Origin of the sequence: Lederbergia panacisoli, from assembly GCF_024626525.1 — a bacterium.
In the GTDB taxonomy this organism is placed as follows: domain Bacteria; phylum Bacillota; class Bacilli; order Bacillales; family Bacillaceae_C; genus Lederbergia; species Lederbergia panacisoli.
Genome location: NZ_JANJGU010000001.1, coordinates 126,912 through 148,263, shown reverse-complemented (window position 1 = coordinate 148,263; position 21,352 = coordinate 126,912). Strand labels below are relative to the sequence as shown.

General features: G+C 36.0%; 18 protein-coding genes and 1 riboswitch. Of the genes, 10 read left to right on the top strand and 8 right to left on the bottom strand.

Translation table 11 applies throughout. The features are described 5' to 3' along the window. The first annotated feature begins 7 nt into the window (after positions 1 to 7). Positions 8 to 841 carry a non-homologous end joining protein Ku gene (ku, locus tag NQ185_RS00640; protein ID WP_257579587.1) on the top strand — a complete coding sequence of 278 codons (834 nt, stop codon included), beginning with the start codon at positions 8 to 10 and terminating at the stop codon, positions 839 to 841. A gap of 514 nt (positions 842 to 1,355) precedes the next feature. Beyond that, the gene (locus NQ185_RS00635) at positions 1,356 to 1,556 is read left to right on the top strand and encodes a cold-shock protein (RefSeq protein ID WP_144919921.1); all 201 of its coding nucleotides are present in this window, start codon (positions 1,356 to 1,358) and stop codon (positions 1,554 to 1,556) included. A 700-nt stretch (positions 1,557 to 2,256) separates the two neighbouring features. Here the strand turns inward: NQ185_RS00635 and NQ185_RS00630 are convergent. From NQ185_RS00630 to NQ185_RS00620, 3 genes are read right to left on the bottom strand one after another with little or no spacing between them, the layout of a single operon-like run. Continuing rightward, a complete protein-coding gene (locus NQ185_RS00630; protein WP_257579586.1) occupies positions 2,257 to 3,297 on the bottom strand; it encodes a ribonucleotide-diphosphate reductase subunit beta in 1,041 nt (346 codons plus the stop codon). Beyond that, complete coding sequence (locus NQ185_RS00625) at positions 3,273 to 3,716, bottom strand: flavodoxin (RefSeq protein WP_257579585.1); 444 nt, start codon at positions 3,714 to 3,716, stop codon at positions 3,273 to 3,275. The genes NQ185_RS00630 and NQ185_RS00625 overlap by 25 nt, the downstream gene beginning before the upstream one ends. Next, positions 3,701 to 5,965: a ribonucleoside-diphosphate reductase subunit alpha gene (locus NQ185_RS00620; protein ID WP_257579584.1), complete on the bottom strand. Its 2,265-nt coding sequence runs from the start codon at positions 5,963 to 5,965 to the stop codon at positions 3,701 to 3,703. Before NQ185_RS00620 ends, NQ185_RS00625 begins: the two co-directional genes overlap by 16 nt. A 122-nt stretch (positions 5,966 to 6,087) precedes the next feature. Then, positions 6,088 to 6,285, bottom strand: a riboswitch (cobalamin riboswitch). Positions 6,286 to 6,671: 386 nt separating this feature from the next. On the opposite strand from NQ185_RS00620, the gene corA reads away from it, so the two are divergent. After that, positions 6,672 to 7,622, top strand: coding sequence for a magnesium/cobalt transporter CorA (corA, locus tag NQ185_RS00615; protein WP_257579583.1), 951 nt, complete (start codon positions 6,672 to 6,674; stop codon positions 7,620 to 7,622). 53 nt (positions 7,623 to 7,675) lie between these two features. Here corA and NQ185_RS00610 read toward each other — a convergent pair whose 3' ends face one another. Both NQ185_RS00610 and NQ185_RS00605 read right to left on the bottom strand, forming a co-directional pair. Then, positions 7,676 to 8,095 carry a VOC family protein gene (locus NQ185_RS00610; protein WP_257579582.1) on the bottom strand — a complete coding sequence of 140 codons (420 nt, stop codon included), beginning with the start codon at positions 8,093 to 8,095 and terminating at the stop codon, positions 7,676 to 7,678. Positions 8,096 to 8,146: 51 nt separating this feature from the next. Then, on the bottom strand, positions 8,147 to 9,415 hold the full coding sequence (locus NQ185_RS00605; RefSeq protein ID WP_257579581.1) for an MFS transporter: 1,269 nt from the start codon (positions 9,413 to 9,415) through the stop codon (positions 8,147 to 8,149). Between the two features lie 92 nt (positions 9,416 to 9,507). Between NQ185_RS00605 and NQ185_RS00600 the strand changes: the two genes are divergently transcribed. Then, positions 9,508 to 10,152: an MOSC domain-containing protein gene (locus NQ185_RS00600; protein ID WP_257579580.1), complete on the top strand. Its 645-nt coding sequence runs from the start codon at positions 9,508 to 9,510 to the stop codon at positions 10,150 to 10,152. Here NQ185_RS00600 and NQ185_RS00595 read toward each other — a convergent pair. After that, positions 10,147 to 10,608 carry an Hsp20/alpha crystallin family protein gene (locus NQ185_RS00595; RefSeq protein ID WP_257579579.1) on the bottom strand — a complete coding sequence of 154 codons (462 nt, stop codon included), beginning with the start codon at positions 10,606 to 10,608 and terminating at the stop codon, positions 10,147 to 10,149. The two genes, NQ185_RS00600 and NQ185_RS00595, sit on opposite strands and share 6 nt — an antisense overlap. Positions 10,609 to 10,928: 320 nt before the next feature. Here NQ185_RS00595 and NQ185_RS00590 point away from each other — a divergent pair, with 320 nt between their 5' ends. The 3 genes from NQ185_RS00590 (at position 10,929) to NQ185_RS00580 (ending at position 16,508) form a co-directional block, all read left to right on the top strand. Beyond that, complete coding sequence (locus NQ185_RS00590) at positions 10,929 to 13,772, top strand: 2-oxoglutarate dehydrogenase E1 component (RefSeq protein ID WP_257579578.1); 2,844 nt, start codon at positions 10,929 to 10,931, stop codon at positions 13,770 to 13,772. 65 nt (positions 13,773 to 13,837) lie between these two features. Beyond that, the gene (odhB, locus tag NQ185_RS00585) at positions 13,838 to 15,073 is read left to right on the top strand and encodes a 2-oxoglutarate dehydrogenase complex dihydrolipoyllysine-residue succinyltransferase (RefSeq protein ID WP_257579577.1); all 1,236 of its coding nucleotides are present in this window, start codon (positions 13,838 to 13,840) and stop codon (positions 15,071 to 15,073) included. Between the two features lie 625 nt (positions 15,074 to 15,698). Beyond that, a complete protein-coding gene (locus tag NQ185_RS00580; protein WP_257579576.1) occupies positions 15,699 to 16,508 on the top strand; it encodes a DUF2935 domain-containing protein in 810 nt (269 codons plus the stop codon). 68 nt (positions 16,509 to 16,576) lie between these two features. Here the strand turns inward: NQ185_RS00580 and sda are convergent, their stop codons facing one another. Continuing rightward, positions 16,577 to 16,699 (bottom strand): sporulation histidine kinase inhibitor Sda, encoded by a 123-nt coding sequence (gene sda / locus NQ185_RS00575; RefSeq protein WP_257579575.1) that lies wholly within the window; start codon positions 16,697 to 16,699, stop codon positions 16,577 to 16,579. 440 nt (positions 16,700 to 17,139) lie between these two features. On the opposite strand from sda, the gene NQ185_RS00570 reads away from it, so the two are divergent. From NQ185_RS00570 to NQ185_RS00560, 3 genes are all read left to right on the top strand, one after another. Then, positions 17,140 to 17,637: a Rok-like winged helix domain-containing protein gene (locus tag NQ185_RS00570; RefSeq protein ID WP_257579574.1), complete on the top strand. Its 498-nt coding sequence runs from the start codon at positions 17,140 to 17,142 to the stop codon at positions 17,635 to 17,637. A gap of 87 nt (positions 17,638 to 17,724) precedes the next feature. Beyond that, on the top strand, positions 17,725 to 18,600 hold the full coding sequence (locus NQ185_RS00565; protein WP_257579573.1) for an ATP-binding protein: 876 nt from the start codon (positions 17,725 to 17,727) through the stop codon (positions 18,598 to 18,600). Positions 18,601 to 18,618: 18 nt separating this feature from the next. Continuing rightward, complete coding sequence (locus tag NQ185_RS00560) at positions 18,619 to 20,532, top strand: vWA domain-containing protein (RefSeq protein ID WP_257580029.1); 1,914 nt, start codon at positions 18,619 to 18,621, stop codon at positions 20,530 to 20,532. A 36-nt stretch (positions 20,533 to 20,568) separates the two neighbouring features. Here NQ185_RS00560 and NQ185_RS00555 read toward each other — a convergent pair whose 3' ends face one another. After that, positions 20,569 to 21,285 (bottom strand): TPM domain-containing protein, encoded by a 717-nt coding sequence (locus NQ185_RS00555; RefSeq protein ID WP_257579572.1) that lies wholly within the window; start codon positions 21,283 to 21,285, stop codon positions 20,569 to 20,571. Between the last annotated feature and the right edge of the window lie 67 nt (positions 21,286 to 21,352).

Here is a 21,352-nt window from a genome sequence, read left to right as displayed (position 1 = left end):
ATAAATTATGCATACAATGTGGAAGGGAAGCATTAGCTTCGGCCTTGTAAATATACCTATAAAGCTTCATGCTGCGATAGAAGATAAGGATGTAAAATTTCGATCACTCCATCAAAAATGCCATACACCTATCAAATATGAAAAAGTTTGCCCCGCTTGTGAACAAGAATTAGATATGAAGGAAATTGTAAAGGGCTATGAAGTGTCAAAAGGTAAATATGTCATAGTGGAAGAGGGTGAGCTACAGGAGCTTAGCAATGCAAGTGGAGAAAAAGCAGTAGAAATGATTGATTTTATAAAATTGAATGAGATCGATCCGATTTACTTTAACCGCAGTTATTATATGTCGCCAGATGGTGGAGGAGTTAAAGCTTACGGACTTCTTCGCAAAGCCCTAACCCTATCAGAAAAGGCGGGGATTGCGAAGATTATGATTCGTTCAAAAGAGCAATTGGCGGTTATTCGAGTATATAATGATACGCTAGTAATGGAAACCATTCATTACCCAGATGAAGTACGCAAAGCGTCAGATGTGCCAAATGTACCCGTAGAGGATCAAGTGTCTAAAAAAGAAATTGATACGGCGATTATGCTAATTGATCAATTAACTACTACATTTCAGCCTGATCAATATGAGGATGAGTATAGAAATAAAGTATTGCAATTAATAGAAGCAAAGCGCAATGGTAAAGATCTTGTAACAGCAAAAGAAAAAGAGCCTGCAGCCCAAATGACAGATTTAATGGCGGCCCTACAAGCTTCAATTGATAGAACGAAGCCAGCTGCCAAACAACCAGCAAAACGAAAAAGAACGACTAAGAAAGAGGCGCAATCTAAATAAAAATTATATTAGCAAATATGTTTAAAGCTAATTTAAATGGGTAAAATAGATAAAGTTCTTGTCTGAAAGGTGGAGTAAAGCTTAGAGCCATCGGACTTTTTGGCGAAAAAAGGCGAAAAAAGATTTTGCCCATTTTCTTGCTTTTTATATATATCTCATGTATGATTAGTTTGAACTTAAATAGTAGTTTACATTATTAAATATAGAATCCTTTTTCTCCAATGGTAAAATACATTTACCATTGTTTGCTAAGACAAATCCCACTGGCACGGCCTAGGAGCCGTAAGGACGAGGGAGAGGAAGGGCTTTCGTTGTTTTGAATTATCGAAGATTAATTTCGTTTTATCCTGTATTACCCTAGCAATGTTTAATATCAATGAATATGTATGGAGTTAAATTCGCATGTTATAATGAATATCTACTCCTAATTGTGGGTATTGCTTATAATATGTGAATTTTTATTTACACCGTAAATATGAGTAACATATTAAAAAATTTTTGGAGGTTTTAACGCATGGCAACAGGTACAGTAAAATGGTTTAACAGTGAAAAAGGATTCGGCTTCATCGAAGTTGAAGGCGGAAACGACGTATTCGTTCATTTCAGCGCTATTCAAGGAGAAGGTTACAAAACTCTTGACGAAGGTCAACAAGTTGAATTTGAAATCGTTGAAGGACAACGTGGACCACAAGCAGAAAACGTTGTTAAACTATAATTAAGTTCACAAACAAAAAACTGCCTTAAGGGGCAGTTTTTTTCTTATATAATCAATACCTTGGTTGGTTCGACAAGGGGTAGATTCGAACTGGAATACGTTATTTTTACAAATTGAGATCGAATCGGGCTGGGATTCGATTAGAAATACGTTATTTTCAAGAATTGGGATCGAATCAGGCTGGGATTCGACCGGAAATACATTATTTTCATGAAATGAGATCGAATTGCCCATGGATTCAATCGGAAATACGTTATTTTCATGAATTGGGATCGAATTGCCAATGGATTCGACCGGAAATACATTTTATTCATATATTGTGGTCGATGGACAGTGGATTCGATCAGAAATACGTTACTTCCATGAATTGAGATCGAATCGGGCCAGGATTCAACTGGAATACGTTATTTTTACAAATTGAGACCGAATCGGCCCGGGATTCGATCAGAAATACGTTATTTTCATGAATTGGGATCGAATTGCCCATGGATTCGACCGGAAATACATTTTATTGATATATTGTGGTCGAATGGACAGTGGATTCGATCAGAAATACGTTATTTCCATGAATTGAGATCGAATCGGGCCAGGATTCGAATAGGAAAACTTTATTTTTATAAATTGAGATTGAATTAAGCTGGAATTTCATATTTTACCTAAAATTCAGTCCCAAATGAACATAATCTCAATAGAGGCTGTATTATAATTCATCAAACCCATTCAAATCACTCGTTTTCGTATACTGACGTGATTTTTGTTCGAAGAAATCGGTTTTCGTATCATCGAAATTGTCAACATAAGCACGAATCCATTTCATTGGATTTTCCGTAAAATCCTCATAAATTTCACTTAGACCTAAAAGTCTAAGCATTTTATTAGCGCGATATTTAATGTATCCTTCCATTTCTACTAGGTCGATTCCTTCAATCCCACCAAGCACATATTTACTCCAAATTGTTTCTTGTTCTACTGAATGTTTAAACTGATCATACACCCAATCAGTGAATTCTTTTGTATTGTATTCTGGATTTTCAGCTAGTGCAGCTCGAAATAGTTCACTTATAAAACGACCATGTTGCAGCTCATCTCGGTTTATATACGAGATCATCGTAGAAGTCCCAACCATCTTTTGATTTCTCGCTAGATTGTAAAAGAAAGCAAATCCAGAATAAAAGAATAGACCTTCGAGAAGGGAGGTGTAGACCATTGCTTTCAATACATTTAAAATCGATGGATTATTGGCAAATTCGTTATAGACATCTATAATTCGTTCGTTTCGCTTTAACAGTATCTCGTCTTTACGGCCTGTCTCAAAAGATTCATTTTGTTCAATCAAATTAGTTACAGAAGAAAGCACATAGGCATAGCTATGATTATGTTCACTTTCCTGGTCTGCAATAGTAGCCATAATCGACTTCACGGACGGATCTGAAGAAAAATGCGAAATTCTCGCAGCCATATCTGTTTGAGGGCCGTCCAGTGTAGCGAGTAATCCAATGATTTTTAAAAAAGCAGTCTTTTCTTCTATTGAAAGAATATTAAATTGTTTAATATCTGCAGACATATCCACTTCACTCGCACGCCAGAAAAGTGCACGAATTTGCTCGCGATGCTGGTAAAAATGAGGGTAGGCAAGATCATTCCAATTTAAGATTCCGCTCGCTTTTCCACCAAAAAGGGCAGTCGATTTATTTGGATTCGTTGGTTCTAAAATAACTACTTTACTAAGTACTGTAGACAATGTTTCATTACTCCTTTCGTCCAAGCAATGACGCGAACCTCTTGTGATCCTCTTGGACTTTGTTCAATTTTTAATGGTTCATAAGATGTATTGTAAAACTTTGCTAGTTTATCGACCGCATTACAAAATAACAAATCTCCGCCAAATTGTGTATCTCCCGTTCCAAAAATGAAAACATATGGTGGTTTGTACCCAACCTCATATACGAAATCCTTCACATCATTGGGAGTAGCACCTTTCGCCCATGTAAAGGAACCTATCATGATCACATCGAAAAGGGAGGGATCTGGGATATTACCAGATCCAATCCTATATAGACATATTTCATACCCGTCATTTCTTAATGTCTCGGCAATTAATTCTGCAGTCTCCTTCGTATTTCCACTAAAACTTGCATAGCATATTAAGACTCGCACCATACACAATCCTCGATGTCCGATGCTGTGGAACGGACGTAATATGTTGTTTTTAAACCCTGATCCCACGCTTGTAAATGCAAATCTAACATTACTTGAGCTTTTATATGATTTGGCACATAAAAATTAAACGAAATGGCTTGGTCTATATGACGCTGTCTTGCGGCATTTTGCAAGATTGACCAGCGTTGATCGACAATGTATGCTGAACGGCGGTATATATCATACGTATTGTGATCCAAATCGGGAGCAACGACTGGCAGCTTAAAATCTTTCTTTTCCTCGTGATAAAACGGTTTAAAAATAGGATCGATACTAGCTGTAGATCCGGCGATGACGGATGTACTGGAATTAGGGGCGACTGCCATTAAGTAACCGTTTCTAATTCCATGCTCTCCAATCTCACTCATTAAACCCTTCCAGCTATCCGCATTTGCACCTTCTAAATAACCACGTTGTTTGAAATAATCACCTGTCTGCCAATCACTCCCTGCAAATTGAGAGTAGGCTCCTTTTTCTTTCGCCAACTCAACACTCGCTTTAATGGTCAAGAAAGAGACACGCTCATATAATTCATCGGCGAATGTAACAGCATCTTGGGATTCCCATTTAATTCCCTTAAGAGCTAAAAGATGATGCCAACCAAACGTACCGAGCCCAATGCTGCGATATTTTTTATTCGTAATGGTCGCTTGCTTTACATTAATCGTATTTAAGTCGATGACATTATCGAGCATTCTTACTTGAATCGGAACTAGGCGCCCTAAAACGTCTTCGGGTACTGCTTTTCCTAGATTAATAGAAGAAAGGTTGCATACAACAAAATCACCTGCTTTTTTATAAGTGATAATCGTATCTCCATCTACTATTTCTTCATATTGAATCGTAGGGGACATATTTTGCATTATTTCAGTACATAAATTACTTGAATAGATCATCCCGACATGTTTATTAGGATTTTTTCTATTTACTTCATCACGGTAAAACATAAATGGTGTACCAGTCTCAAGCTGCGACTTCATAATTCGAGCCATGATCTTTATCGCAGGAATTTTAGTTTTATTCAATGAATTATTTTCAACACATTCTTCATATTTTTCTCTAAATGAGCCTTCGCCTTTTTTCTCATCATAAAAGTCTTCAAGTGCATATCCCATTACATTTTTTACTTCGTGAGGGTCAAATAAGTACCAATCGCCGCGTCTTTCCACTTGTTCCATAAATAGATCCGGCAAGCACACACCTGTAAAAATATCATGGGCTCTTTGTCTTTCATCGCCATTATTTAACTTTAAATCTAAAAAGGAGAGAATATCTGCATGCCAAACGTCTAGATAAACAGCGATGGCGCCTTTTCTTCGTCCGAGCTGGTCAACGCTGACAGCTGTGTTGTTTAATTGTTTTATCCAAGGAATAGTGCCGGAAGATGCTCCTTTAAAGCCTTTGATTGAACTGCCGCGACTTCTGACTTTCCCCATATAGACGCCAATTCCGCCACCATCTTTAGAAAGTCTTGCTACATCAGTATTACTGTTATAAATCCCCATCAATGAGTCTTCAACGGTATCGATAAAACAACTTGATAATTGTCCGTGGGCAAGACCGGCATTCGCTAGAGTAGGGGTTGCAACGGTCATATAAAGATTGGATAATGCCCAGTAGCTTTCTGCAACTAAATGTGAACGTTGATGCACTGGCTCGTCCTGCATTAGATGCATCGCAATCACTAACCAACGTTCTTGTGGAAGTTCATATGTATTTTTTTCATGGTCAGTTGCAAGATACCTTGTGGCCAATGTATGCAAGCCAATATAATCAAATAGCAAATCACGATTCGGTTCTATTAATTTCGATAATTCGATTATTTCCTCTCTAGTATATTTCTCTAATATATTAGGAGAGTAAATTCCTTTTCCAGCTAGTGTTTTTAAAAGTCCATAAAAATCTCCATATTTTAATTCTTTATCGTATGAACGGTTTACACTCGCTTTTTTGTATAAGCTTTGAAGATAAATTTTTGCAGCATCAAAAGTCCATTGGGTGTTAACTTCATCCACATTTTCCAATGCAGTTTTGATAAGGAGGGAGGTGATATGCTCCGCCTTGTACTGATCTTTTGATTCGATACTTCTGAATATCTTTTCATTGAAATCCTTTGAATTAATTGAAGTAATCCTTTCAATAAAGGCCTCCAGCCTATTTTTATCAAATGCCAATGTACGGTTTCCTTGTTCTTTCGATATCGTTGTCATCTAAATCACCTTTCTTTTTAAAAATAAAAAAATCCGCCCGGGAATGGAGCGGATCAAACGATAGGGAAAAGGAAGAAACGTATTTTCACTATCGTTTCATCTTCTCAAGTCCCCGAAGAATTGAAACTCAGACAAGTAAGGCAGGTCTCCTGACTTATGCATCATCCTAGTAGGGGGTCCTTCCCGTATCGTAGCCGTGAAGCAAATCAATACAGTGGCATTTCCCGTTCGTACGCATTTACAGTTGCGGGGACAGTTCCGGTCTTTCACCGGATTCCCTTTTAAGCCCTGACTGGGCACCTTTACTTGTTGGAATTCAATATATAGTATTGGAATATCATAAATATACTAAATGTAGTATCGATATGATAATAGCATGTGAGTTTTGGAATAGCAACTATTAAAATCTTTAGTTTAAAAAAATTGTCATATCTTGTTTAATGGTAAGGTTCATATGATCATATCTTCCAAACAACTTCTTTCGCTGCCATGCCATTTTCAAGGACAAGGGCAATCTTATCCAAAAGAGCATCACTCTCTTGCTTGTTCTTTTCAAACAGGGTGGAATTCATCTATTTGTCTCTTCTTAATGGGTATAGTTATTATAAGAATTATTCAATGATGAGTTGGACTAATTCTTAAAAAGTGTGGCTCAAAAGCAAAAGGGATAAAATACTATTAACGGCTTATATGAATAGGAGAAACAATGATTAAGACAATTGCTATTAATAAAAATCATGAATGTTTAACAAATATAGATATTAAAGAATTAATTGAAGGGGATTTCCTTTGGTATTGGGTTGATTTTGATTGTCCTGCAGATGAGGAGATAAAATTATTAAAAAATCCGTTGCACTTTCATCCTTTAGCGATTGAAGACTGCATCAATAATATCCAAAGACCAAAATTAGATTATTATGATGACCATTTCTTTTTTGTTGCCCAGTCGATAAACGGGGAGAGCCTTTTGAGAGAGGAAGTAAATATTTTCTTGGGAGAAAATTTTATTGTTTCTTTTCACCAAGAAGCTTCAATAGAAATTGAAAAAGTATGGAACCGCATTATACAGGCATCGAATATAGAAAATTGGGATTCTATCCAAGTCTTATATCATGTACTTGATGAAATAGTTGATAATTATTTTCCAATCGTTGAAAAAATCGAAGACGTGCTAAATGATATAGACGAAAACTCTACCCGGAGACCAATGCGTTTGTTGCTGCAAGACCTATATGATACTAGACATGATCTCCTTTCCATACGGCATGTTATTTCTCCAATGAGGGACCTTGTGTATCGTATAATAAATTCTGAACGGTTAAAGGAATTTCGGCCTAAAATGGAATATTTCACTGATATTCACAATCACTTAATAAAATTATCCGAGATGATTGAAGAAAATCGGGAATTAACGACGGATATAAGAGATAGTTATTTATCCTTAAACGCTCATCAAACAAACCGCATTATGCAAGTTCTTACAGTTATTACAACTATATTTATGCCTTTGACTTTTATTGCGGGTATTTATGGGATGAATTTCGTGAATATGCCAGAGCTAGAGTGGAAGTACGGGTATATTGGCACACTGTTTGTTATGCTTCTTATTGGTATTGGGATGTTTATTTGGTTTAAAAGGAAGGGCTGGTTTAAATAAGACAAAAAAGGATATGGAATGAATTTCTTAACCATTCCATATCCGAGACTTTTTTATTCTTCACTTTCGTAGCTAAATTGCCAGTACACTCCAAACTTGTCTATTAATTGGCCATAGGATTTACTAAAGAATGTTTCTTGAAGTTCCATTTTGACAGTACCGTCTTCCCCAAGTTTCTTGAATGCAGACTTCATTTCATCCAACTTGTGACTGACGATCGCCAAAGTAATATTATTACCTACTGTAAAAGGCATCCCCGGCATTGTGTCTGAAAACATGACATCACTGTCAAAAATGTTAAGACGAGCGTGCAAAACTAATTGTTTCATTTCCTCCGTAAGTGGATAATCAGGATGAGAAGGTTGTTCTCCGAAAGTCATAATTTCAGGGGTTCCTAAGTTAAAAACTTGAGCGTAATATTGTACAGCTTCACGACAATTCCCATTGAAATTCATATAAACATTGACTGCCATTTACAACACTCCCTTACTTAGTATACATATATTATATACAGGTTTTGCCAATTACTCGAATACGGGCTCCATTTCAACTACTTTTTTTCCTTTTTCAGGTTTTATTGCTTTAAACGCTAATAGTGCCGCAATGATACTAAGGGCAGCGAGTAGTATGATCATATCGGTGATTTTTCCTTTCATTAAGATTGCAATGACGGGAGGTCCAGCTGCTACACCAGCAAAACGCATAGCACTAAAAATAGACGTAATTGTTCCCCGCATTTCTTTTTCAATACTTTGAGTTAAAATCGCGTCTAAACAAGGAAGCGATGCACCAATTCCAATCCCACAAAATAAAATTACGATAATTAAATAAGTAAATCGATCAGAAAACATCGTTGCTGCTACACTGACGCCTGCCAAAACCATTCCAAAAAAAGTTATCCATTTCATCTTTTTTAGACTGTCTTTAATGACCTTTCCGGCAATAAAAGAAGCAATACATAAAGCGGCAAGGGGGATTGCAAGTAAGAATCCTTTCTTTACTCCATCATACCCATATTTATCTTCAAGGATGGATGACAAATAAAATAAGAGTCCGAACAATATAAACATGATGATTGCCCCAATTATAAAGACAGCGAATAACCATTTCCAATGTTCCTTAAAAATTGTTTTTGTATTTTTGACAAACCTTCCAAAAGAAAGCTGATGGTCATCGTCCTTTGGTTTTTTCACACATATCATGATTAATACTAAAGAAATAAAGCAGAAAACAGGAATAGCGAAAAAAGGCAAAAACCAAAGTAATCCTGCTATTAAGGAGCCAAGGATTGGACTTAATACTTTACCAAATGTATTGGCTGTTTCAATGATCCCCAGCGATGAACTTACGTCTTCTTCCTTCTTGTAAATATCGCCAACTAAAGGGAGAACTATCGGAAATGCCCCAGCGGCCCCAATCCCTTGAAGGATTCTTCCTACAATGATCCAAGTAAAAGCTGAGTCGAACTGCCACGAAGCATAACCAGAAAGAATGCCGCCGAGTCCAGCAATAATTAATGAAGGGATTATGACAATTTTCCTGCCAAATTTATCTGAAAGAAAACCGGCTATTGGAATTAAAAAGATGGCGACAATTGAGTATACGGTAATGATTAAACTTGATTGTAATTTTGAAATATGTAATTGCTTTTCCATTAAAGGTAGAATTGGAATAAGCATGGAGTTTCCTAATGTCATGATTAAAGGAATGGAGGCAATAGCAATAATTGCCCATTTACTTCCTTTTTTTTCTTCAAAGCGTGAAAAGAGCGAATTATGTACTTGTCGTTCCATGGCTATTTCCTTTCAAGCATAGTAAGGTTAATATTTACTTATAGGATTTTTTTATCCTAATATACATAGGGCATTTAATGGGAGGGATAAAGATGATAATTAAAGCAGTCAGTATTGGAAGACCCCAAATAATCAGCAATCATTATGGTCAAACTTTTAAATCAGGTATTAGAAAACAGCAAGTCCAAACTGCGTCTATCCGCAAGCAGGGGTTTGACCAAGATGGAGTAGAGGATTTGAAGAATCACGGAGGGGAAGATCGTGCCATTTGTTTTTATCCATTTGAACATTACTCATGGTGGGAAGAGCAAACAGGGGAAAATCTGAAAATTCCTTCGTTTGGAGAGAACCTGACCATTACGAATATGCTTGAAGATGATGTTTGTATTGGTGATATATATCAAATTGGTACAACAATGGTCCAAATAACTCAAGGACGGATTCCGTGTGTTACGATTGATCAATCTAACGGGATTAAAGGGATGCTTAACAATATTATTCAATCGGGAAAAACAGGGTATTTTGCAAAGGTATTAAAAGAGGGGAATATTGAACCTGGATTAAAGCTTGAACTACAGGAACGCCCTAACCCAGGATTAAATATATCTTTTCTACATCGATTATTTTTCCATGACCGAAAAAATTATGAGGAAATATCATATGTTGTTACCATTCCTGAACTTGCTCAAGATATGAAAGAGAAATTTCAAAAACTATTGCCAATGAAGAGTTTATAATTTCTCTGAAACAGTTATTTCTGTATATTGAAGGTCATCGCTTCTGGGAATCTTTATTTCTAATATTTGGTTTTTCACTTGAGCGGAGGCTCCTTTTTTTTTGACGAGACAAGGTAGTGTAAATATTTGTCTGCTTCCTTCTCCTTGTAAGTTTTCTATAATGGCTTGGTTAGACGTATGAAAAATTCTTAGTTGTTTTAATGAAATTTCTGGTGCTAAATGGACTCTTACGTAAACATCATCAAAAGTTTCGAATACTTGTGCAGAAACTTCGTTATTAGACATTTGTGGCTCTTTCTTGTTATTCGTTTGTTGTGAAAGCATATTTTCCATTGGAGAATTTTTCATTAAATTTTTCATCATATCATTGACATATGAATGAACGTCTGAAGGATTTAATTGTTCTGTTAACTTTTTTATATCCTCATTAAAAGGAAACATCCCCCATGGAAACATAATTCTCACTCCAACTTCAATGACTTTATCACAATATATGCGAAAGTAGGCTTAGGTGGGAATCACGATGGAAAACAATCAAGCAAAACCATTGGAATTTTTAAGTAATCATAGTAAGATTGATATGGTTAAAAGGCAATAAGGGAAAACAATCTTTTTCATTCGACAATATTAGCCAAAATCGGATGAAAAAACAATATTTAGTCTTTATATTAAGGTTTGTCAATGATAAAATGGAGATTGTGAGCTTTTCACGAAAGTATTATGAACATTATATGAAAAACAAAAATTATGGTTGAAATGGTGGAGGCGTATCACTAATGAGTAAAAAGGCTTCATATCAAGGGACACCTTGGCATAATTTTTCTGGACCTAACCTTGGTTATGTCATTGAAGTATATGAGCAATATCTTTCAAATCCAGATAGCGTTGAACCTGATTTGAAACAACTGTTTGATCAATGGGGTGCACCTGCTGCTATTGTTGAGGAAGAGTCAACAAAAGGGCAAGCTGATGTTTCTTTCCAGCTTCCGACTAACCCAAATTTACTCAGTAAGATGGTTGCAGCAGTTAAGCTCGCAGATAATATTCGTACATATGGTCATTTAGCTGCAGATATTAACCCTTTGGATGATAAAGAAAAAGAAAATAGAAGGATTGAGCTTTCAGAATACAATTTAACGGAAGAAGATCTGAAACAAGTTCCTGCATCTTTCATTTCACCAAATGCTCCTTCCAATTTACAAAATGGTTTAGATGCAATCAACCACTTGAAAAAGGTATATACAAAAAAGTTAGCGTTTGAATATCATCAAGTGCATGAGTTGGAAGAAAAAAATTGGCTGCAGCAACAAATAGAATCCGAAAGTTTTTATCCTTCTCTAACGAAAGAGCAACGTATCAATTTATTAAATCGACTATCCGAAGTTGAAGGATTTGAAAAGTTTTTACACAGAACATTTGTAGGGCAAAAACGGTTTTCAATCGAGGGTGTTGATACACTTATCCCTTTAATGGATCGAATTATTAGTCTAACTGTTGAAACTGGAACTAGAACAGTAAATATTGGGATGGCTCATCGTGGGCGTTTAAATGTTCTTGCACATGTACTGGAAAAGCCGTATAAAATGATTTTTTCCGAATTTCAACATGCTCCTAATAAAGATTTGATACCATCTGAAGGTTCGATTGGTATTACATATGGTTGGACTGGAGATGTAAAATATCACTTAGGTGCAGATCGGAGATTAAAGCGGGGAAGTACCGCAAATACAAGAATTACCCTTGCAAATAATCCAAGTCACCTTGAAGTAGTAGGACCGATTGTTGATGGTTATACTCGTGCTGCTCAAGAAAATCGCGGAAAATCCGGATATCCTGAACAAGATGTAGCTAGCAGTGTAGCAATTTCAGTTCACGGAGATGCAGCTTTCCCAGGTGAAGGAATTGGGCAAGAAACGCTTAATATGGGTCAGTTAAAAGGCTATAATACGGGTGGTACAATCCATATTATTGCGAATAATATGATAGGTTTTACTACGGAAAGTTCAGATTCGCGTTCGACGAAATATGCATCAGATATTGCAAAAGGGTTTGAAATTCCAATAGTTCACGTGAATGCTGATGATCCAGAAGCTGTGTTTGCCGCAGCCATTTTGGCATACAAATATAGACAAAAATTTCATAAAGACTTTGTCATAGATTTAATAGGGTACAGAAGGTTTGGTCATAATGAAATGGATGAGCCAATGGTTACAAATCCCTTAATGTACAATATTGTTAAAAGCCATCCAACTGTAAAAGAAATTTATGCGGAGCGTTTGGTCGAAAAAGGATTAATTTCTAAAGAAGAAATTGCAAAAATGGAAAGTGATATACAAGAACGCTTGCAAAAAGAGTATGATACCGCTGTTTCTGGTAAAGAAGAAGACCATGATATTGCTATGAATCCCCCGGAATATGTCATGAATGGTTTACAGCAATATAAAACAAATGTCGGAATAGAAGAACTTAAGACAATCAACTCGGAATTATTGCAATGGCCTGAGAGCTTTAATGTATTCCAAAAGCTAAGCCGTATTTTAAAAAGAAGAGAAAATATTCTTGACGGTGAAGGCAAAATTGAATGGGCACATGCAGAGTCGCTTGCATTTGGTTCAATATTAAAAGAAGGTACTCCGATCAGATTTACTGGCCAAGATTCACAGCGTGGTACTTTCGCCCAAAGGAATCTAGTTTTGCATGATGAAAAAACGGGTGAAGAGTTCATTCCAATGCATCATCTTTCAAATGTTAATTCTTCATTTGTAGTGTACAACAGTCCATTGACTGAAGCTGCAGTAGTTGGTTTTGAATATGGCTACAACGTGTTTGCACCAGAAACACTTGTCATTTGGGAAGCGCAGTTTGGTGATTTTGCCAACATGGCTCAAGTATATTTCGATCAATTTATTTCTTCGGGAAGAGCAAAGTGGGGACAAAAGTCTGGTTTAGTCATGATGCTTCCACATGGATATGAAGGGCAAGGTCCGGAGCACTCTAGCGGAAGAGTCGAAAGATTCCTGCAAAGTGCGGCGGAAAATAACTGGACTGTTGCGAATTTATCAACTTCTGCCCAGTATTTCCATTTGTTAAGAAGGCAGGCGGCGACACTTGGCACGGAAGGTGTAAAACCACTTGTACTCATGACACCAAAGAGTCTGCTTAGACATCCACTAGCTTCTTCAACTGTCGATGAATTTACAGAAGGTGCTTTTAATCCAGTACTTGAGCAAACAGGACTTGGTCAAAATAAAGAAGCGGTAGAGCGAATTGTACTGTGCAGTGGAAAAGTTGCAATTGATCTTGAGGAACATCTGAAAAATGAATCTGAACTAGATTGGCTCCATATTTTAAGGGTAGAACAATTATATCCATTCCCTAAAAAAGACATTGAAACTATTATATCCAGTTATCCAAACCTCAAGGAACTTGTTTGGGTACAGGAGGAGCCAAAAAATATGGGCGGATGGATGCATGTTGATCCTTACTTAAGAGGGGTAGCTCCTAAAGGGGTAGACGTTAAGTATACAGGAAGACGGAGACGTTCTAGTCCTTCTGAAGGAGATCCAACTATCCATAAAAAAGAACAAAATCGCATTATTCAAGAAGCATTTACAAGATAATATTGTCATTTAAGCAAAGCAAAATTTGATAATTTGATTGGTTAAGATTAGAGGAGGATTTCAAAGTGGCTGAAATTAAAGTACCTGAATTAGCAGAATCGATTACGGAAGGTACAATCGCGCAATGGCTAAAAAAACCGGGTGAGCATGTTGAAAAGGGAGAATACATCGTTGAACTTGAAACAGATAAGGTCAATGTCGAAGTAATTTCTGAAGAATCCGGCGTAGTAAAAGAATTAAAAGCAGCAGAAGGCGATACTGTCCAAGTCGGCGAAGTTATTGCCATTGTAGAAGCTGGTGGAGAGCAAGCAACAGAGGCACAGCCAGCTGCTGAGCCTGTAAAAGAAGAAGTTGCTGTTGAAGAACCGCAAAAAGAACAAGCACAAGCTGAAACTGAGAAAAAAGATCGACCAATTGCTTCTCCTGCTGCTCGCAAGCTAGCAAGGGAAAAAGGAATCGATTTAAGTGAAGTTCCAACTGTTGATCCACTTGGCCGTGTTAGAAAACAAGATATTACATCCTTTTCTAATCAGCCGCAGCAGCCTGCCGGGCAAGCACCAACGCCTAAAGCCGCTCCAGCTGTTGTTCAAGAAGAAGGCAAGCCTGTTGAACGTGTTCGTTTATCAAGACGCCGCCAAACAATTGCAAAAAGACTTGTTGAAGTTCAGCAAAATGCAGCAATGTTAACAACATTCAATGAAATTGATATGACGGCAGTTATGGATCTTCGTAAACGTAAAAAGGATAAATTCTTTGAGCAACATGATGTACGCCTAGGATTTATGTCATTTTTCACTAAAGCAGTAGTTGCAGCGCTTAAGAAATATCCTGCTGTCAATTCTGAGCTGCAAGGTGACGAATTACTTTTGAAAAAGTTCTATGATATCGGTGTAGCGGTATCTACAGATGAAGGCCTAGTTGTTCCAGTCATTCGCGACTGCGACCGCAAAAATTTCGCTGAGATTGAAGCAGATATTTTAGGAGTAGCTAAAAAAGCAAGAGATAATAAACTAGCCTTAAGTGATTTGCAAGGTGGAACATTTACTATTACAAATGGCGGAGTTTTTGGATCATTGCTTTCAACACCAATCCTAAACGGTACACAAGTTGGAATTTTAGGTATGCATACCATTCAAACTCGACCAGTCGCAATTGATGCAGAACGTATGGAAAACCGCCCAATGATGTATGTAGCACTTTCCTACGACCACCGAGTAATCGACGGAAAAGAAGCTGTTGGATTCCTCGTAACAATTAAAAATTTATTAGAAAATCCAGAAGATCTTTTGTTAGAAGGTTAATGAAAACTAAGGAGCGACCGCATTTTATGTGGTCGTTCTTTTATGTTTCAACTTTCGATATTGGACAAAGTTCCAAATTTACTCATGAGTTTGTCCAACAAGTGCGGTATACTGGACAAAGTTTCAATTTTAATCACGAGTTTGTCCAACAAGAGTGGTATATTGGACAAAGTTGAAAATTTACTCATGAGTTTGTCCAACAAGAGTGGTATATTGGACAAAGTTCCAATTTTAATCATGAGTTTGTCCAACAAGAGAGGTATATTGGACAAAGTTGCAAATTTACTCATGAGTTTGTCCAACCAGAGTGGTATATTGGACAAAGTTCCAATTTTAATCATGAGTTTGTCCAACAAGAGAGGTATATTGGACAAAGTTGCAAATTTACTCATGAGTTTGTCCAACCAGAGTGGTATTATTGGACAAAGTTCCGAATTTACTCACGAGTTTGTCCAACAAGACAGGTATATTGGACAAAGTATCAATTTTAATCTTAACCTTGTCCAATTAGAAATGGGAATAACCCCAATTATCCTTCTCAATAGACTGTATTTGTATTTTATGCATAAGAAATCATGCACTTAGAATATGCTCTTATGAATGCAACTATGAGGAGGGCGTCATTTTGTCTCTTACATTAAATGAAGTGAAATTTGAACACGAATTTTGGCTGCAAATTTTGGGTGATCATTCTAGGTTCATTTTGGATTCTTTAGCTCCATCCGAAACAATCGATATAAAGTTGGCACAACAATTCAAACATAAGTTTGACCAATTATTGACACGAGCAAGACATTTAACAAATATCGAAGAAGGCATCACGTTAACTTCTGAAGCAAAAGCTGCAACAAGTGAGTTAAAAAAATTCAAATTTTCTTTGATTGAAAAATTGCTGTTTAAAAAGATCAAATTTCATTTATCATCAACATTTGTCAACCATATGGTGAATGAACTAGAAGAATACGAGAGAATTCTCAGCTATTTTTTAAAGAATGAATCGCCGCCGCATTCCCATGAATTGCATCACCACTTATTATGGCTTAGTGATGCGGCAGGTCATGCGGGAGCTATTCAGGATCAATTAGATAGTACAGAAAAAATGCTTAAGCATGAAAGTGCCATTTTTAATAAGGATTTTGAGCATCTTTATTTAAAAGCAGTTGAATTTGCTGGATATTTGCGTACTCATATTTATCAATTTCCAGCACTTTCTCGTTTAAATAAGGAGGCAAGATTAGAAATACAAGCATTTCAAATATTTCTAAATGAAATTTTAGATCTCGAGATTTCTGAACAGGTACTTGGGACATTTCCGGCATTAATGGCAGATCACATGTTCAGGGAGGAATGTTATTACTTAACAAAATTGGCACAGTCAATAAATTCACAACAGCCAGACTGCAACCCAGCGTCGCCACGGATTGAAGAACAGTAAAAAAGCGTGCCCAATAAAGGCACGCCAGTCATAATCTTAATGTTTAATAGAGAATTACTATAAATCTATTATGGTTTTAACCCACGCTTTTTCATTTCCGATTTTAATAATTGTATCCATTCACTCTCGTGCTCATTCTTTTTCGCGTCTCGATAGGCAGCAACTAGCAGTTCGTTACTCATGATTTTCATGCCAGTAAAAAACCTCCTCGTGAAATTGGATTATTCTCTATATAAAAACCATTTTACTCTTATTTTCTAAAAAAGGAAAGCGATAACAATAAGAAAAGAAGAAATACAGTTATTTTTTAACAGTATTTCTTCTAACTCTAAGTTCCATTTTCTTTTCACCTCGTTCATAAAGATTACTTCTTCACTCCACATTTTATCCCAGTCAATATTTCATATCTTTCAGTATCTTCTTTTGTAATTATCTTCAAATATAGTTATAATTAACACTTTCTGATAATTACAAACATTATTTTATGTTTTCGCTTAAAACTCGACATTTTCCCGCAGAATAAAGATGAAAATTGTTTTTTTATACTCTTTACTATTTATACTACAGTAAACTATAATTATAAATATACTTGCTATTTAGAAAGTTTATTTATTAGTTAGGGGGCGAAAATATGTTTAATGAAAGAATAGCATTAAAAATGAGACTGGAGCAGATGAAAGAAGCTGAGGAGCAATTACTTTCAAAATTACAAACAGAAAGGGAAGCAATATTTAATAGACTTAGAGAGTTAGATTCTACGTCTGAGCAAGAAGCTGCAACAGTCGAGAATATTCATTATATAGATTCTCATAGCAAATTAATAGAAGTGCCTTCAAACACCTTAGAAAATGCTCCCAAAACTAGAAAAGGCCGGCCTTCTAGAAGAAGCAAAACAACTAAAATGAGAGAATCTGCTATTACGATATTAAAGGAACAGGATGCACCAATTAGAGGATCGGTACTTCAAAAACAAATTGAAGATAGAACTGGATTTAGAATTGCTAATATGACGACTTTTATGAATACTATTAAAAAAACGGATGATAATATTATGAAATTAGGAAGAGGTTTATACTATTATCAAAAGAGTGAACATATTCGAAATAATGGAACAAGAAGCCTAGGCTAAATAAAAATTTTTTAGATGTGAAAAGCTTGCTGATATGCAGGCTTTTTTATATTGTAGATTATATAGCAAGAGAAAGGAATCACCATTATGAACTCACTAAACATACCAAAAGAGATTGAAAAACTAATTGAAGATAGACGTTTACTATTTTCGAATTCAGATGAACTATTTATATCTAAAGGCGGATTTGTTGCTGCAGATGATTATTTATTGGCAGATGCTATTACAGCATTGTCTTTAGGGAAAAATGTGTTATTAAAAGGACCTACCGGCTCTGGAAAGACAAAGCTTGCAGAAACACTTGCAAACATTTTCAGACAACCGATGCAAAGCATTAATTGTTCGGTTGATATGGACGCCGAAGCCTTACTTGGCTTTAAGACGATTGGACAAGAGGAAGGTAAAAATACGATTGAATTCATACCTGGACCAGTTATTAAGGCAATGAATACAGGACATTTATTGTATATTGACGAAATCAATATGGCTAAACCTGAAACGTTGCCGATCTTAAACAGTGTATTGGATTATAGGCGCATGGTATTTAACCCATTTACAGGAACGGTTGTAAGGGCAAAAGAAAATTTTGGAGTCATTGCAGCTATTAACGAAGGGTATATCGGCACAGTCCCACTTAATGAAGCGTTAAAAAATCGCTTTGTCGTCATTGAAGTGCCGTACGTTCAAGGAGATATTTTAAAGGAAGTTCTAGTTAACGAAAGTATTTTAAAAGATGAAGCTAAGATTGATAAATTCGTCATCTTATCTGAGGACTTAATAACCCAAGTACGAAATGGACAAATTCCTGAAGAAGCGGCATCCATTCGTGCGTTAATTGATACTTGCGATTTAGCTGTCTATCTACCGCCTTTGCGTGCAATCCAGCGGGGTATCGCGGATAAATTAGAAGAGGAAAGGGAAAAAGCTGCTGTTATGAATATAGCACAAACCCTATTTATATAGAAGGTGAACGATGTGAATATGTATCGATTCATTGATTTTAATGACGAAAAAATTGATTCTTTATTATTAATGGAACTCGCCGATTTAACAAAGACTTTATCAAAAAACCATGAATATCATACAGAGTTCCGAGTCCATTCATATATTAGTAAAGCTGAAAAGAAAGTATATGTCAGTCATTTTTGGAATCATCGTCCCGAAATAATCATGAGAGCGGGCTTGAAGAGCGATGTTTATTTAAGAGCATTAGGAAATATGTATTTTACTAATGACAAAGTAGTTGCGCGATACGGGAATTGGTCAGAAACGACAAATATTCCTCGTTTTGCAAAACAGCTTTTTGCGCTTACTGAAGATTTAAGAATAGAAGAGCTTTGTAAAAAAGCTCGGCCTGGAATGACGAAGGAATTTCGTATTAGACGCAATATTTACAATAACTATTTTGAAACTCAATTAAAAGTAAACAGAGAAAGAAGCCTCTTTCCTGATGCCATTTTTAACTTAATTTATTTAATAATGAATAGTGATACACCTTTCTTCCATCTTCCGTCTCTAAATGAGAATATCGATTCTTTAATGCCATTATTGAGAAGCACAGTTGAACATCTTTATGATGCTTCATCTACAATTGAAGTAGCGGAAATTTGCCACTCGATTGTAAGGTTGCTAGAAAATAATATTAATCGTGATATGGTGAATGATTATTTCCATCTTTATCTAAATCCTCTTGAAACGCAAGATATGCATTATAATGATTTGCTAAGAAAGGATCCGCTTATTAATGACGACAAAGTAGATGAAAAAAGCAGTGGTAATGAAGAGGTTTTTGAGGAAGAACTTAAAACATGGCACCGCGAAACGAAAACACCTGGAGATTCTTTTCTTCAATTTGATTTAAATCAAGGAACGAAAACCGATATGTTAACAAATAATGCAAGAGAAGGGGAGGCGGGAGACCAAGCTCTTGCCATTGTTCAAGGTTCTGCTAAAAAAACAACAACCAAGGATTTTTCAAATTTAGAAACTTTGGAGAAAATAGATACCACTCAAGGTGGAAGAAATACTCCATACGGAATAGAAAATAAACATGCAGAAGCGATCTTTTTAACAAAAGTATCGCTTTCGCCCGACCATTTTTCAGAATACCAACTATTAAAAAATCATGTGCAGATCTATCAAAAAAGATTGAAAAAATCGATCGATCTTACATTGGAACATAAAAAGGCATTGCCACGTTCCGATTTACAATTCGGTAAATTAAATAGGAAACTGATTAGATTTTTTACTGATGAACAACCTCGTCTTTTCCATAAAAAAAATGATGAGTCAAAGGAAATAGATGCTGTATTCAGTTTACTTGTGGATTGTTCCGCATCGATGGAAGATAAAATGAAGGAAACAAAAAAAGGCATCATTCTTTTTCATGAGGCATTGAAATCAGTTAAAGTTCCTCATGAAGTAACTGGATTTTGGGAAGATGCCAATGAAGCTTCTTCAAAATTACAGCCGAATTATTTTAAAAGGGTTATTGATTTTACCACATCTTTAATTGCTCAATCAGGACCAGAAATTATGGCGCTTGAAGCGGAGGAAGATAATCGGGATGGATTTGCAATCAGGATTATGTGTGAGCGATTACTGAGAAGACTTGAAAAACAAAAATTTTTAATTGTATTTTCCGATGGAGAGCCTGCTGCCTTGAATTATAGTCAAAATGGGATTATTGATACACATGCTGCCGTTGTAGAGGCACGAAAAAGAGGGATTGAGGTTTTCAATATCTTCCTTTCCCAAAATGGAGTGGGGGATGAGCAAAGAAAAGTTTTTCAAAATATTTACGGACCTTATAGTCTAGTTGCTCCAACTGTAGAAGAGTTACCCGACCTGCTGCTGCCTTTACTTAAAAAATTATTATTAAAGTCAATATTATAATGAAAAGAGAAAGACAAAGGCTGTCCAAAGACAGCCTTACTTACGGGAACGCCTTCTGTGAGTCCGCTTCCGAATTCTTCGGATTATCACAGCAATCATCCTTAAAATGGTTAAAACAATGGCGCTTCCTAAAAAACGATAATCTAAATAAATGATGGCAAGAACAACAAATATAAAGATAATAAGAGACAATATCCCTTTACCATCACTATATCCATATTCGAAGCTTTCTGTTTTTACTTGCTTTTTAATACCATATTCATCAGCGGCCTCATTAAAAAGTTTTTTATAAGTGTTTGTTATTGCTTGTGATAGTTCGCCATCTTCTAGATATGGCAATGCGTGAGTGTCCAAAATTTTACCTAGATTCTTATCAGTCAATCTTTTCTTAAGCTCGGATCCGACTTCAATATAAATCTTACGGTCATTTAGCGCAAATAGTAAAAGGATCCCATTATTCTCTTCATTTCTACCTAACTCATATTCCTTATAAGCATTCGCAGCATATTCTTCGACTGGAACACTTTCAAGAGATTGAACAGTTAATACTGCTATTTGTGCTTTGGACTCCTTGTCCAAATATGTACCAAGTTTTATTAATTCTTTCTTTTGAGCTGAAGATAAAATATATGCAAAATCTTGTACATAAATATCTCCAACAGGAATAGGCACTTTCGCGGCAAAAACTTGCTTATTTGTCAAAAATGAAGAAATAAATATAACAAAGATTAAAAGGAGATGCGCTTTTTTCATCAATCCCCATCCCTTCAAAAACAATACGTTTATTTTATAATAACGAGCGTTGATTGTCACTTCCTGC

What these genes read in the sequence shown, in the direction of transcription:
- ku (WP_257579587.1), top strand. Translation starts at nt 8, where the DNA reads ATGCATACAATGTGGAAGGGAAGCATTAGCTTCGGCCTTGTAAATATA.
- NQ185_RS00635 (WP_144919921.1), top strand. Translation starts at nt 1,356, where the DNA reads ATGGCAACAGGTACAGTAAAATGGTTTAACAGTGAAAAAGGATTCGGC.
- NQ185_RS00625 (WP_257579585.1), bottom strand. Translation starts at nt 3,716, where the DNA reads ATGGTGCGAGTCTTAATATGCTATGCAAGTTTTAGTGGAAATACGAAG.
- NQ185_RS00620 (WP_257579584.1), bottom strand. Translation starts at nt 5,965, where the DNA reads ATGACAACGATATCGAAAGAACAAGGAAACCGTACATTGGCATTTGAT.
- corA (WP_257579583.1), top strand. Translation starts at nt 6,672, where the DNA reads ATGATTAAGACAATTGCTATTAATAAAAATCATGAATGTTTAACAAAT.
- NQ185_RS00610 (WP_257579582.1), bottom strand. Translation starts at nt 8,095, where the DNA reads ATGGCAGTCAATGTTTATATGAATTTCAATGGGAATTGTCGTGAAGCT.
- NQ185_RS00605 (WP_257579581.1), bottom strand. Translation starts at nt 9,415, where the DNA reads ATGGAACGACAAGTACATAATTCGCTCTTTTCACGCTTTGAAGAAAAA.
- NQ185_RS00600 (WP_257579580.1), top strand. Translation starts at nt 9,508, where the DNA reads ATGATAATTAAAGCAGTCAGTATTGGAAGACCCCAAATAATCAGCAAT.
- NQ185_RS00595 (WP_257579579.1), bottom strand. Translation starts at nt 10,608, where the DNA reads ATGTTTCCATGGGGGATGTTTCCTTTTAATGAGGATATAAAAAAGTTA.
- NQ185_RS00590 (WP_257579578.1), top strand. Translation starts at nt 10,929, where the DNA reads ATGAGTAAAAAGGCTTCATATCAAGGGACACCTTGGCATAATTTTTCT.
- sda (WP_257579575.1), bottom strand. Translation starts at nt 16,699, where the DNA reads ATGAAAATCATGAGTAACGAACTGCTAGTTGCTGCCTATCGAGACGCG.
- NQ185_RS00570 (WP_257579574.1), top strand. Translation starts at nt 17,140, where the DNA reads ATGTTTAATGAAAGAATAGCATTAAAAATGAGACTGGAGCAGATGAAA.
- NQ185_RS00565 (WP_257579573.1), top strand. Translation starts at nt 17,725, where the DNA reads ATGAACTCACTAAACATACCAAAAGAGATTGAAAAACTAATTGAAGAT.
- NQ185_RS00560 (WP_257580029.1), top strand. Translation starts at nt 18,619, where the DNA reads ATGTATCGATTCATTGATTTTAATGACGAAAAAATTGATTCTTTATTA.
- NQ185_RS00555 (WP_257579572.1), bottom strand. Translation starts at nt 21,285, where the DNA reads ATGAAAAAAGCGCATCTCCTTTTAATCTTTGTTATATTTATTTCTTCA.